We start from the raw sequence: 12825 nt of genomic DNA, 5'->3' as shown, positions 1-12825 counted from the left end.
GATTTGCGTAGCTTAACCTCTTTTACGTCGCCAGGCAGGTGCGCTTTGCGGCTTAGGCGGGATCTCCTGAAGCTGCATGACAACACTTGCGAACTCTTTCATCACCCTACGGTAAACATCGCGCTTAAATGACACGACCTGACGAACAGGATACCAATAGCTCACCCAGCGCCAGCCATCAAACTCCGGCGTACTGCTGGTTTGCATATTGATATCTGAATCGTTGCCCACCAACTGCAGAAGAAACCACTTCTGTTTTTGGCCGATACAAACCGGCTTTGTGTCCCAACGCACCAAACGTTTCGGTAACTTGTAACGCAACCAGTTGCGGGTCGAAGCCAGGATGCGAACATCTTTTCGGCTTAAACCGACCTCTTCAAACAGCTCCCGGTACATCGCTTGTTCTGGGGACTCTCCTGGATTGATCCCGCCTTGCGGGAATTGCCAGGAGTGCTGACCATATCGACGGGCCCACATGACCTGACCCAGACGATTACAAATTACTATTCCTACGTTCGGGCGGTAGCCATCGTCATCAATCACCGGACTACCCCAAACTAAACCTTATATATGAATGATTGTTTCACACTACAGGGAGGCGGTAAACCACTCTCTTACAGGCTTGCAACCTAATAACATTTGAATAACTCACAAATATGTGGGGAGTTATAAACAGATAAGGGACCGTAAGGGCAATTTTATTCACCTTTTCTGTGGATATAGTTGTGAAGAAGTATGGAATTACCGATGAACAACCTGAATCGTCGCTAAGAGCCGCTCATACCGCTTATTATTAAAAATATTATTTTTCATAATGTTAGATCATAAATTATTGATACCAGAACTGATAGCGTGACGATCATCACATCATCGATCGTTGTACTGATGAAAGATCGAACAGCGTCGGTTTTATCCACAGATTGTGCCAATAAGTTAGGCACAATTTGTCTGAAAATTCGATTTTCGTCGCACGTCAAGGCTGTAAATTGAAACAGTAGTGTGGGTTATTCCCAGTTATCCCACTTTTCTGTGGATAACAGGGTGTAAGATCCTGTTTATTGTCAGTGACCATCTTTGAACAACCTGTTTTCAGGCGCGGACATAATCATTTTGCAGTAGTAAAAAAAAACCTATAAATCATGCACATGGATTATTCGTACAGAAAGCGGTAGACTCTATCCACAAGGGATAATTTCTTAGTTTATTTTTTAATCAGAAGGTTACCGTAATGCTTCCGCTTGCTCCCTTGCTTACTCCCCCCTCCAGCGAAACCGAGCTGCTGACTCAGGCTCAGCGCCTGGCAGGCTATTCGCTTGGCGATCTGGCGGCAATGGCGGGTCTACCGATCCCCGACGATCTGAAAAGAGACAAGGGCTGGATCGGCATGCTGCTGGAACTGTGGTTAGGTGCCAGCGCGGGCAGTAAGCCAGAACAAGATTTCGCCGCGCTGGGCGTGGAGTTAAAAACGATCCCCATCGACAGGCAAGGAAGACCGCTGGAAACCACGTTTGTCTGCGTGGCGCCGTTGACCGGCAATACCGGCGTAACCTGGGAAACCAGCCACGTACGTCATAAACTGAAACGCGTACTGTGGGTTCCGGTGGAAGGTGAACGGCAGATCCCGCTAGCCGAACGGCGGGTGGGCGCACCGCTGCTCTGGAGCCCTGATGAAGACGAAGAGCAGCAGTTGCGTCTGGACTGGGAAGAGTTAATGGACATGATCGTCCTTGGGCAGGTTGAGCGCATCACCGCCCGTCATGGTGAGGTGTTGCAACTGCGTCCGAAGGCGGCCAACAGCAAGGCCCTGACCGAAGCGATCGGCGCTCATGGCGAGCCGATCCTGACGTTGCCCCGCGGCTTTTATCTCAAAAAGAATTTCACTGGCACGCTGCTCGCGCGCCATTTCTTACTAAAAACGTAGGTTTTTAACGAATTTTGCGAGCTATCAAACATAATCGCCTTGTTTTTAAGATTTTACCCCTTCCTGCTTTCGTCATATCGGGTTATTACTACACTATGATTTAATACAAGCCAGGTGAGGACGATAACGATGAAAAAATGGGCAGTGTTAATTTCTGCAGTCGGATTGGCGTTTGCGGTATCGGGCTGTAGCAGTGATTATGTTATGTCTACAAAAGATGGTCGGATGATCCTGACCGATGGCAAACCCGAAGTCGACGACGATACCGGGCTGGTGAGTTACCGCGACCCGGCAGGGAATAAAATGCAGATTAACCGCGACGAAGTCTCGCAAATTATCGAGCGCTAAACCTGTTAAAGGTCAGTCGCTTGCTGGCCTTTTTGATTTTTCCCTTCCCCTTTTGCTTCCCCTCTGCCATGTTTATATTCCTTTGTCGGGAAGTTCCTGACGCGTCCGTATGTTCAATGAAGGAAGCCGGCTATGCATTATCACCGTATCCCCCATAGCGCTCTGGAGATAAGCCAACTGGGGTTGGGCACGATGACATTTGGTGAACAAAACAGCGAAGCCGATGCCCATGCGCAACTCGATTACGCCGTCAGCCAGGGCATTAACCTGATTGATGTCGCAGAGATGTACCCTGTCCCTCCTCGCCCGGAAACGCAGGGGCTGACTGAAACTTATGTGGGCAACTGGCTGGCAAAACGCGGTAATCGCGAAAAGCTCGTTATCGCCTCAAAAGTCAGCGGCCCCTCGCGTAATAACGATGCCGGGATCCGCCCAAACCAGATCCTCGATCGTAAGAATATTCGCGCCGCGCTGGATGCCAGCCTGAAGCGTCTGCAGACCGACTATCTCGATCTCTACCAGGTACACTGGCCGCAGCGCCCGACTAACTGCTTTGGCAAGCTCGGCTACAGCTGGAACGAGAGCGCGCCCGCCGTTACGCTGCTGGAAACGCTGGAAGCGCTGACAGAGTGCCAGCGCGCGGGGAAAATCCGCTACATCGGCGTGTCTAACGAAACGGCATTTGGCGTGATGCGTTATCTGCACCTTGCCGATAAACACGACCTCCCGCGCATTGTCACCATCCAGAACCCGTACAGCCTGCTGAACCGCAGCTATGAGGTCGGTCTGGCGGAAGTGACGCAGTATGAAGAGGTGGAGCTGCTGGCCTATTCCTGTCTCGGCTTCGGCACGCTAACGGGCAAATACCTGAACGGCGCGAAGCCTGCCGGGGCGCGTAACACGCTCTTCAGCCGCTTTACCCGCTACAGCGGTGAGCAAACGCAGAAAGCCGTTGCGGCCTATGTGGATATCGCGAAGCGTCACGGTCTTGACCCTGCGCAGATGGCGCTGGCCTTCGTGCGGCGTCAGCCGTTTGTTGCCAGCACCCTGCTGGGCGCGACCACTATGGAACAGTTGAAAACCAATATTGAGAGTTTCAATCTGAACCTGAGTGAAGAGGTGTTAGCGGAGATTGAAGCGGTGCATCAGGTTTACACATACCCGGCCCCCTAGCTGAACGCTTTTGCCGGGTGGCGGCTTCGCCTTACCCGGCCTACATTGCTACAGGTACTCAAACGTAGGCCCGGTAAGGCGAAGCCGCCACCGGGCAAAGAGATCAACGCCGACGCTGCCAGATCCATAGTCCCGCAATTGCCAGCGCAAACAGCGCGCCAAACCCGACGCCAATGGCCACCACCGGCACGCCCACTTTGACCGCCAGTGAATAAAGCCCAAGCATCAGCAGCATCGCCACGTTTTCGCCGAGGTTTTGCACGGCAATGGCATTTCCGGCCCCCACGGTCTGCTTTCCGCGCTCCTGCAAAAGCGCATTCAGCGGCACCACAAAGAAACCACCCAGTATACCAATCAGGATAAGCAGCACGTAGGCTGGCAGCAACGCATGCTGGAGCGAGAAGAACAGCACGCCGACACCGATTAAAATCCCTGCTGGCATACAGCGCGCAACGGTCTCAAGCGTGACCAGTTTCGCCGCCGCCCCTGCCCCAACGACAATCCCAACGGCGACCATTGCATTCAGGTAGGTTGGCGTTGCATTGTCGGTGATCCCCAGCGCCATCGGCACCCACAGCACCAGCAGGAAACGTAGCGTGACGCCCGCTCCCCAGAACATGCTGGTTCCCATCAATGAGAAACGCGTTTCACCGTTGCGCCACAGTACGCGGCAGGCGTTAAAGAAGCTGCCGGTCATCGGCCCGAAACGCCAGGACTGACCCGGACGCGCCACCGGCAGTTTTGGAATAAACAGGTTCGCGACAACCGCCCCGCCGTATACCACCGCACAAACGCCCAGAGCCGCCAGCACATGCCAGTCCGCCAGCACACCGCCCGCCACGGACCCGAGCAGAATCGCCGCGATGGTAGAGGACTCCATCAGACCGTTGGCTTTCACCAGCTTATCGCCCGTCGTCAGCTCGCCCAGGATGCCATACTTCGCCGGAGAGTAGGATGCCGCGCCAATCCCTACCAGCGTATAGCCGATAAACGGATTGATACCCAAGCAGATACTTGCCGCGCCCAACAGCTTCAGACCGTTGGCGAACATCATCACCCGACCTTTAGGGAAGCTGTCCGCCACCTGCCCCACAAACGGTGCGAAAATAATGTAAGCACCCACAAACACCATCTGGAGGAACGGCTGGCTCCAGTCGGGGTAAAACTCGGCCTTGAGCAACGCCAGCGTGGCAAACAACAGCGCGTTATCACCGAACGCAGAGAGAAACTGCGCGGCGATAACCGCCATCATGCCCTTCGACCGGAGTGAGTTGTTAGCCTGTGCTGACTCATGCATTTTGCTGTTCCGCCTCTTCCACCATGCCCTTAAGGGTCACGAAATCGGGCTTACCGCTACCCAGCACCGGAAGCTGTTTGAGGTAGCGAATATCACGCGGCACGGCCAGTTCAGGAATACCATGCTCGCGCGCATGCTTAAGCAACGCGTCACGCTTAAGCTCACTGTCCGTGGTGAAGAGCACCAGCGCCTCACCTTTACTCGCATCGCTCTTCACGACCGTGGCGTGCAGTTTGTCAGCGGAGACCGCTGTAGCCAGCATCTCCACCATTTCAAGAGAGACCATTTCGCCCGCAATTTTAGCGAAGCGTTTTGCACGTCCCTGGATCTGCACAAAGCCCTGCTCGTCGAAGCGAACAATATCACCCGTGTCGTACCAGCCGGTCTCAACGTCACCATTGACGTTTTCCGCCGTTGGCGCTTCGAGCACGCCTGGGTTTTCTACGCGAAGATAGCCGTTCATCACGTTGGGTCCTTTCAGCTGCAGACGACCGCCCTCTTCAATCCCCGGTACCGCCAGCAGGCGCGCATCCATTCCCGGCAGAATGCGGCCGACCGTTCCCGGCTTCGCCGCCATCGGCACGTTGATAGAGACCACCGGCGCGCACTCCGTGACGCCGTAGCCTTCCAGAATGCGCAGGCCAAACTTGTCCTGCCAAATCTGCCGCGTGCTGTCGTGCAGTTTTTCCGCACCGGCAACCACATAGCGCACGCGGAAGAAATCATACGGATTGGCGAAGCGCGCATAGTTGCCAAGGAACGTTGACGTGCCGAACAGCACGGTGCAGTTACGGTCATAAACCAGCTCCGGCACAATGCGGTAGTGCAGCGGGCTTGGGTAAAGGAACACTTCGGCACCGGTGAGCAGCGGCGTAAAGAGGCCGACGGTCAGACCGAAAGAGTGGAACAGCGGCAGCGCGGACATAAAGCGATCGTTGGCGGTGAAGTCGGCAATCGTTTTGATCTGCTCAACGTTCGCCAGAATGCTTTTGTGGCTGTGAACAACGCCTTTCGGGTTGCCCTCAGAGCCGGAGGTGAAAAGGATAATCGCATCATCTTCCGGCTGCTGTTTGACCTGCGCCAGGCGAGGCGCGAGCAGGTGAGCAAAAATCCACAGCTTGTCGAGCGTCGTGACGTCCGCTTTCAGATCTTCCAGGAAGACCCAGCGCACCTGGGTAAGCTGCTCCGGCAGGTGCCAGAGCTTGCCTTTGTCCAGGAACTGACGGGAAGTAAAGACGGTATTAATCTGGGCGGCAGTGATGGCGCTGGTGAGACCTTTCACGCCCGCCGTATAGTTCATCATCGCCGGAATACGCCCGCGAGAAACGGCACCAAAGATCACCGCCGCGCTGATCCCGGCGTTAGGCAGCATGAGGCCGATTTTTTCGCCCCGCTTGCTGTACTTCTCCAGAATACGGCCCACGAACAGGGTTTTGGTCAGCAGTTTGCGATAGGTGTCCGGGGTGAAGTTGATGTCTTCAATGCAGTTTTTCTTCGCGCCGTAGCGGTACTGCGCCGACAGCAGAGATTCGTACAACGTCTCGCGCGGACGGACGGCCATGCGCGCTTCCATCATTATCTGATGGAGCATTTCACCGGCGATTTTACGACGATCGCGCGCGCGCGGCGCTTCCGGCATAGGGAGCGTTGTGGGCGGCAGAATATGCAGGGTAATCTTGGGGAACAGGCGCTGCTTCACCAGCCCCTTCAGGCGGCTGAAATGGGTCAGTTCTGCGCCATCAATGCGCAGCGGCACCACGGTGGCCTGTGACTTCGCCGCGACAAAACCGGCTCCGTCATAAATTTTCATCAGCGAGCCGGTCACGGAAATTCTCCCCTCGGGGAAAATGACCACCGGACGCCCCTGCTCAACCAGACGTACCAGATGTTTGATCATCATCGGTTTTGTGGGGTCGAGCGGGACAAAATCAATCAGCGGCGCCAGCCGGCGCATGTACCATTTTTGGCTGATGGAGCTGTAGACCGCAAAGACTGGCCGCACGGGCAAAAACAGCGCCAGCAATATGCCATCAAGAAAAGAAACGTGGTTCGGCGTGATAAGAACACGTTCGCCATAAAGTGCCTGAGCATCGCCCGTGACGCGGAGACGGAAGAGAACACGGAACAGTGTGCGGAAGAACCCAAAAAGCATTTCAACTCCCTTTGCCAGCCAGTATGAAGGGTTGATAGTAAATGGTGGCAGATTACACGAGAAGTGGGGAGGGAGCGACAGCAAAAACGGAGGCAAAAAAAAACCTGCGCATCCGCGCAGGTTGGTGCAAGAGATGAGTACGAAACCGTACTAAGAATTCTCACCAATCAATACCTCTGGGATCTTGATTGTGGCCGTTCACCCGGCGCTTCGCCAGTGAGAAAACGCAAGGGAATGAGCCTAAGTGCAACCAGGTGTGTATATTCTCTTTTGCTGTTACAGGTTGAACTTACAGACAAAAAAAACCTGCGTATAAACGCAGGTTGGTGTAAATCGTGTTAATCAACTGGAGTTGATTTCACCTATCAATACCTCTGGGATCTCGACTCTATCAACCGCGATATTGTCCTTGCTACCGGACAATCGCAACAGCCTGAGGCAAAGTGTAACTAAAGGTTCGGATTGACATTATTTTGACACGTCTGCCCGTGTAACGATTACACGACCAGGGGTGTTCTGCGTCACGTTTGGTGAGGCTGTTGCCCCGCTCCCCTTGAATGCGTGCCGCTTTTCCGTAACACTAGTTAGTGTGTAAACGCTTACCCCTAATAAGAAGGTAATAAATGGCGACAATTAAGGATGTGGCTCGTCTGGCTGGTGTTTCCGTCGCGACCGTCTCCCGCGTGATCAATAACTCTCCTAAAGCCAGTGACGCATCACGCCAGGCCGTGCAGGACGCCATGGAAAACCTGAATTATCACCCCAACGCCAATGCGCGCGCCCTTGCGCAGCAATCAACCGAAACCATCGGGCTGGTCGTGGGCGATGTTTCCGATCCCTTTTTCGGGGCGATGGTAAAAGCGGTTGAGCAGGTTTCTTACCAGACGGGTAATTTTCTGCTGATCGGCAACGGCTATCATAATGAACTTAAAGAGCGCCAGGCCATCGAACAGCTGATTCGTCACCGCTGTGCCGCCCTGGTGGTTCACGCAAAAATGATCCCCGATGCCGAACTCATTCATCTGATGAAGCAGATGCCCGGCATGGTGATCATCAACCGCATCATTCCCGGCTTCGAAAAGCGCTGCGTGGCGCTGGACGACCGCTACGGCGCCTGGCTTGCCACGCGACACCTGATTCAGCAGGGTCATACCCGCATTGGCTACCTGTGCTCTAACCACCCCATTTCCGACGCGGAAGATCGTTTGCAGGGCTATTACGATGCGCTACGTGAAAACGGTCTGCCGTGTAACGACCGGCTGGTGGCGTATGGTGAACCTGATGAAAGCGGTGGCGAGCAGGCCATGACGGAGCTGTTAGGTCGCGGACGAAATTTCACGGCGGTGGCCAGCTATAACGACTCGATGGCCGCAGGGGCAATGGGCGTGTTAAATGACAACGGCATTGAGGTTCCGGCAGAAATTTCGCTGATTGGCTTCGATGACGTGCTGGTCTCACGCTACGTGCGCCCGCGCCTGACGACAGTGCGTTACCCCATTATCACCATGGCGACGCAGGCCGCCGAACTGGCGTTAGCGCTGGCTGAACAGCGCCAGCCGCCGGATATTACGCATTTGTTTAGCCCGACGCTGGTGCGCCGTCATTCCGTTGCGTCTCTTGCAGAAGCGCAGAGCGAATAACGGTAGAGGTGAACCTGCGTATTCGGGTATTCCAGCCCATCGCCAATGTACTGCCAGCCGTAGCGTTCGTAGAAGTCGCGGCAGGCAGACCACAGATGCAGCTCGGTATACCCGGCCCGCGCGGCATACGCAATAACATGCTCCTGAAGCTTCCCCGCGAGTCCTTTTCCTCGCGCCGCCTCATCCACGTACAGCGCCGCCAGCCAGGGATAAAGATCCTGACGCGTGATGAGATCGCAGCGCCATAATCCGACGGTGCCCAGAAGCCGTTCATCCTCAACGGCAATAAACGTCAGCGGCAGCGCGCCGGGCGTCTGGCTGTGCTCAATAATGCTCTGGAAAAATTCGCGCGGCAGCCCGTCGCCGAAGGCCCGCCAAATCCAGTCGATCGCCTGCTCCGCAAACTGCGGCGCGGCGTACAGCGGCAGGATCGTCATACCAGCTTTCCCTGGAACAGGGGAACAGATTCAAACAGATAGCCGTCAAAATCCGGCGCATCTTCATCCGACAGCTCCAGCAGACTCTTTTTCACGTTTTCCAGATGCTGGAACATGGCCTGCCATGCGCCCATGACGTCGCGACGGCGCAGGGCTGCAAGGATGGTCTGCCGGTCGCCCAGCCATTTCAGGCGATACGCGCGGCTGGCGATGTGGACGTTGAACTGCTGCCACAGCGGGCTGCTGTCCATGTGGTGCCAGATGCTCTCGACGGTCGCCAGCAGCATCTGGTTTTGCGTCGCCCCCGCCAGCACCAGGTGGAACATCTTGTTGTTGTCCTGGCTGCGATCGTCCGCGGCGATGGCCCGCTGCTCCTGCTCGATGATGCGGCGCAGGTTATCGATATCGGCGCGCGTCGCCATTTTGGCGGCAAAGGCGGCAATGTTGCTTTCGAGGAGCTGGCGCGCCTGCAAGATCTCAAACGGGCCAACGTCGCTATTGAGGAAGCGTTCCTCCTCGTTTTCATGTTCTTCAGGAATACGCATCACGTAGACGCCGGACCCCTGGCGAATATCCACCGTGCCCTGTAGCTCCAGCATCAGCAGCGCTTCGCGCACGATAGTCCGGCTTACGCCGTAGGTCTCGGCGATGTTGCGCTCCGGCGGCAGGCGCGACCCAACGGGATAATGCCCCTGGATAATTTGCGCCCTTAAATCCTCGCCAATTTCCTGGTACTGTTTTTTTTCCGGCAGGATGACAGCCTTATCCACGTTTTCACCTGTGTTTTCAGTTAAGCGCAGGCCGGGCGTCCTCCCGGCCAGTTTGCGCGCTATTTTATCAGAATGCCTACTTCCATTCATCGTCAACGCTGAGCGTCAGCACGCGCTCATCGCGCAGCTGACGGAACCAGGTGGCCGATTTTTTCGCGCGGCGGGCGCGGCTGTTTTCGAGGTCGATTTCAATTAACCCATAGCGGTTTTTGAAGGCGTTCATCGGCGAGACGTTATCGGTAAAGGCCCAGAGCATATAGCCGCGGCAGTTCGCTCCCTCCTCGCGCGCCAGCAGCGCGTAGTAAAGGTGTTCACTGATAAAGTCGATGCGATAGGCGTCATCAATCGTGCCGTCACGGCTACGGAACTGCGCTTCGTTTTCAACGCCCATCCCGCTCTCCGCCACGAACCAGTCGATATTGCGGTACTCCTTTTTAATCCGCATCGCCATGTCATAGATAATGCGCGGATAGATCTCCCAGCCGCGGGATTTGTTCATCCGCCGCCCCGGCAGCTCGAACGGCTCGTAGTAGTACGCCGGGTGGAACGGCGTCTCCGGATGCCAGGCGCGGGAAGGTGCTTTCACCCGGTGCGGGTAATAGAGGTTGATACCCAGCTCGTCCACGGTGTTGTCGGCAATCAGCGCCAGCTCTTCCTCCGTGTAGTCCCATTCAACCTGATGCTGCTCAAGCAGGGTAAAGAGTTCCTGCGGGTAGCGGCCGTGCACCAGCGGATCGAGGAACACGCGGTTATAAAACAGATCGTAGATCTCCGCCGCCCGCACGTCGTGTGGCGCGCGGGAACGCGGGTAGGTCACTTCCGGATTGAGAATACAGCCGACGGCGCCGTCATACCCCTTTTCCCGGAATAGCTTCACGACCTTCGCCGTCGCCAGCACCTTGTGGTGATTCCACTGCATCCAGGTGGAGGTGTTCTGCTCGTACGGCCAGCGCAGCGCGTCCAGGTAGACGCGGGTTTGCACCACGATCGGCTCGTTGAAGCTAAACCAGCGGGTGACTTTGCCGTGGTAGCGGTCAAACACCTTTTCCGCGTAGCGGACAAACAGTTCAACCACATGCTTCGACGCCCAGCCGCCGTATTTTTCAAGCAGCGCGCCTGGGAGCTCGTAATGCTCCAGGCAGATCATCGGTTCGATGCCCTGACGATGCATCTCATCGAACAGCGCGTCGTAGTACGCGGCGTACTCTTCGTCCACCGTCGCGTTTTCATAGTCGGTCAAAAAACGCGACCAGTTGATGGAGGTCCGGTAGTGCGTCAGCCCCGCCTGCTTCATCAGGGCCACGTCCTCGCGAAAGCGGTTGATAAAATCGGTCGCTACCGCCGGACCGTAGCCGTTATGCCAGACGTGACGATCGTTTTTATACCAGAGATCGATCCACGAATCCTGACCCGGTTTTTTACCGCGCCAGCCCTCGGTTTGCCAGGCCGATGCCGCTGCGCCCAAAATGAAATCCTGCGGTATCGTAATCTGTTTTGTGCTCATCACGTCCTCATACGTTATCGGTGGCTTGCTTCAACGCGGCCTGCTCTGCACGGCGTGAGGCAATTTTCACAAACGGCAGATAGATAATCACCGCCGTCACAATGCAGATAAGCTGGGTGATCACCGCCCCCATCGAGCCTGCGGTAGAGAGCCAGGCGTTAATTAGCGGTGGCGTGGTCCACGGCACCATCACCACGGCTTTGCCGGCAAAACCGGTCACCGTCGCAAAATAACCGATGGAGCCCGTCACCAGCGGGGTAATGATGAACGGAATGGCAAGGATCGGGTTGAGCATGATTGGCATGCCGAAAATCACCGGCTCGTTGATGTTAAACAGGCCAGGTCCGATGGAGAGCTTGGCGATCTCCTTCATCTCCTTGCGTTTGGTGGCAATCATCACCGCGATCAGCAGGCCGATAGTCAGCCCTGAGCCGCCAATGCTCATATACACATCCCAGAACGGCATGGTGATGATGTTCGGCACCTCTTTGCCCTGCTCGAACGCGCTCATGTTGACGGTGATCGCCCCCAGCAGCAGCGGCTCGCGGATCGGCTTGATCATCTGGTTGCCGTGAATGCCGATCACCCAGAACAGCTGGGCGACAAACATCAGCAGCAGAATGCCCGGCAGGCTCTGCACCACGCGCTCCAGAGGCTGCTGCACCACCTGATAAACCGCGTCGTAGAGATACATGCCGGTAAGCTGGTGGAATACAAAGCCAAAGGTGGCAATGGCGGTGGTGGTGATAATGGCCGGGATCAGCGCGGAGAACGACGCCGCCACGTTAGGCGGCACGGTGTCCGGCATTCTGATTTTCAGCCCCTTGCGGTTCTCCAGCCAGCAGTAAACCTCAACCGACAGAATGGCGATAAACATGCCGAGGAACAGGCTGCGGGTATCGGAGAACTGGCGCAGCAGCACGTCTTTCACCACGTGCATTTCGCCGTCCACCAGCATCTCTACGGTGGTCGGCGTGACGCAGATAAAGCAAATCACCGCCAGCAGGCCGGGGAACAGCGATTTAATGCCGTTAATGCGCCCCAGCTCAATACCGATCAGGAACACTGCGCCGATATTAAGGAAGTTCAGCGTGGCGTAATTGAGCGCGCTGGTTATCGGTTTTAGCGCAGCGAGAAATGACAGCGACTCAAAGCTCGCCAGGCCATTTTTCGGATCCAGCACCATGTTGGAAATAAGCACAGAAAATGCCCCAACGATGATGACCGGCATTAAGGTAATAAAGGCAGACTTGATCGCCATGATATAGCGATAGCTGTTGAATTTGGTGGCAAAACTGCCCAGAGCGTCGATCAGTTTTTCCTGTAATGCCATAGGGTAATACCTCAGTAAAAGGGCCTTTATTGAATAAGGTGTACAGCCGGATACTATTGGCATACCAAAAATAGCTTCACGCCCCGATTTGTTCTGTGATTAAGCTCTCAACGCGACGTCCGGTATTCCAGATTATGATTTTTGACTGATTTGGCATACCACTTACCGCCGTTTGTCCTGACCTGATGGATCGTTACCGAAAAGCGTGATCCTGGTGGGCGTTTTGCCCTTCCCGCGTCGCTTATGCGCC

11 protein-coding genes and 1 pseudogene are annotated in these 12825 nt (G+C 55.5%); 5 read left to right on the top strand and 7 right to left on the bottom strand.

Features of this window, described 5'->3' with window-relative positions; genetic code table 11:
* Nucleotides 1-12 precede the first annotated feature (12 nt).
* Nucleotides 13-543, bottom strand: a complete 531-nt coding sequence (gene rppH, locus KK102_RS14485) for an RNA pyrophosphohydrolase (RefSeq protein WP_089601146.1) — start codon at nucleotides 541-543, stop codon at nucleotides 13-15.
* Nucleotides 544-997: 454 nt separating this feature from the next.
* Here rppH and KK102_RS22245 point away from each other — a divergent pair.
* From KK102_RS22245 to KK102_RS14470, 4 genes and pseudogenes are all read left to right on the top strand, one after another.
* Nucleotides 998-1069: pseudogene (locus tag KK102_RS22245) on the top strand (hypothetical protein); the annotation flags it as partial.
* Nucleotides 1070-1228: 159 nt separating this feature from the next.
* Nucleotides 1229-1921, top strand: coding sequence for a DNA mismatch repair endonuclease MutH (mutH, locus tag KK102_RS14480; RefSeq protein ID WP_109081807.1), 693 nt, complete (start codon nucleotides 1229-1231; stop codon nucleotides 1919-1921).
* A gap of 129 nt (nucleotides 1922-2050) precedes the next feature.
* Nucleotides 2051-2269 carry a YgdI/YgdR family lipoprotein gene (locus KK102_RS14475; protein ID WP_010435144.1) on the top strand — a complete coding sequence of 73 codons (219 nt, stop codon included), beginning with the start codon at nucleotides 2051-2053 and terminating at the stop codon, nucleotides 2267-2269.
* A gap of 132 nt (nucleotides 2270-2401) precedes the next feature.
* Complete coding sequence (locus KK102_RS14470; RefSeq protein ID WP_010435145.1) at nucleotides 2402-3442, top strand: NADP(H)-dependent aldo-keto reductase; 1041 nt, start codon at nucleotides 2402-2404, stop codon at nucleotides 3440-3442.
* Between the two features lie 103 nt (nucleotides 3443-3545).
* Here KK102_RS14470 and lplT read toward each other — a convergent pair whose 3' ends face one another.
* Both lplT and aas read right to left on the bottom strand, forming a co-directional pair.
* Nucleotides 3546-4739 (bottom strand): lysophospholipid transporter LplT, encoded by a 1194-nt coding sequence (lplT, locus tag KK102_RS14465; protein WP_216357873.1) that lies wholly within the window; start codon nucleotides 4737-4739, stop codon nucleotides 3546-3548.
* Nucleotides 4732-6891 (bottom strand): bifunctional acyl-ACP--phospholipid O-acyltransferase/long-chain-fatty-acid--ACP ligase, encoded by a 2160-nt coding sequence (aas, locus tag KK102_RS14460; protein WP_216357872.1) that lies wholly within the window; start codon nucleotides 6889-6891, stop codon nucleotides 4732-4734. The genes lplT and aas overlap by 8 nt, the downstream gene beginning before the upstream one ends.
* Before the next feature lie 623 nt (nucleotides 6892-7514).
* Here aas and galR point away from each other — a divergent pair.
* Nucleotides 7515-8531, top strand: a complete 1017-nt coding sequence (gene galR / locus KK102_RS14455; protein WP_010435148.1) for an HTH-type transcriptional regulator GalR — start codon at nucleotides 7515-7517, stop codon at nucleotides 8529-8531.
* Here galR and KK102_RS14450 read toward each other — a convergent pair.
* The 4 genes from KK102_RS14450 to KK102_RS14435 all read right to left on the bottom strand — a co-directional run bounded on the left by KK102_RS14450 (nucleotide 8492) and on the right by KK102_RS14435 (nucleotide 12575).
* The gene (locus KK102_RS14450; protein WP_216357871.1) at nucleotides 8492-8968 is read right to left on the bottom strand and encodes a GNAT family N-acetyltransferase; all 477 of its coding nucleotides are present in this window, start codon (nucleotides 8966-8968) and stop codon (nucleotides 8492-8494) included. The two genes, galR and KK102_RS14450, sit on opposite strands and share 40 nt — an antisense overlap.
* A complete protein-coding gene (locus KK102_RS14445) occupies nucleotides 8965-9738 on the bottom strand; it encodes a GntR family transcriptional regulator (RefSeq protein WP_010435154.1) in 774 nt (257 codons plus the stop codon). Before KK102_RS14445 ends, KK102_RS14450 begins: the two co-directional genes overlap by 4 nt.
* A gap of 76 nt (nucleotides 9739-9814) precedes the next feature.
* Nucleotides 9815-11242 (bottom strand): glycoside hydrolase family 1 protein, encoded by a 1428-nt coding sequence (locus KK102_RS14440; RefSeq protein ID WP_216357870.1) that lies wholly within the window; start codon nucleotides 11240-11242, stop codon nucleotides 9815-9817.
* 7 nt (nucleotides 11243-11249) lie between these two features.
* Nucleotides 11250-12575, bottom strand: a complete 1326-nt coding sequence (locus KK102_RS14435; protein ID WP_216357869.1) for a PTS sugar transporter subunit IIC — start codon at nucleotides 12573-12575, stop codon at nucleotides 11250-11252.
* Nucleotides 12576-12825: the final 250 nt, after the last annotated feature.

Source organism: Enterobacter quasimori (assembly GCF_018597345.1).
Lineage (GTDB): Bacteria > Pseudomonadota > Gammaproteobacteria > Enterobacterales > Enterobacteriaceae > Enterobacter > Enterobacter mori.
This window is presented reverse-complemented; position numbering and strand designations above follow the sequence as displayed.

Bases quoted from the DNA above. Each gene is read 5' to 3' on its own strand.
- mutH (WP_109081807.1), top strand. From the start codon at position 1,229: ATGCTTCCGCTTGCTCCCTTGCTTACTCCCCCCTCCAGCGAAACCGAG.
- KK102_RS14475 (WP_010435144.1), top strand. From the start codon at position 2,051: ATGAAAAAATGGGCAGTGTTAATTTCTGCAGTCGGATTGGCGTTTGCG.
- KK102_RS14470 (WP_010435145.1), top strand. From the start codon at position 2,402: ATGCATTATCACCGTATCCCCCATAGCGCTCTGGAGATAAGCCAACTG.
- lplT (WP_216357873.1), bottom strand. From the start codon at position 4,739: ATGCATGAGTCAGCACAGGCTAACAACTCACTCCGGTCGAAGGGCATG.
- aas (WP_216357872.1), bottom strand. From the start codon at position 6,891: ATGCTTTTTGGGTTCTTCCGCACACTGTTCCGTGTTCTCTTCCGTCTC.
- galR (WP_010435148.1), top strand. From the start codon at position 7,515: ATGGCGACAATTAAGGATGTGGCTCGTCTGGCTGGTGTTTCCGTCGCG.
- KK102_RS14450 (WP_216357871.1), bottom strand. From the start codon at position 8,968: ATGACGATCCTGCCGCTGTACGCCGCGCCGCAGTTTGCGGAGCAGGCG.
- KK102_RS14440 (WP_216357870.1), bottom strand. From the start codon at position 11,242: ATGAGCACAAAACAGATTACGATACCGCAGGATTTCATTTTGGGCGCA.
- KK102_RS14435 (WP_216357869.1), bottom strand. From the start codon at position 12,575: ATGGCATTACAGGAAAAACTGATCGACGCTCTGGGCAGTTTTGCCACC.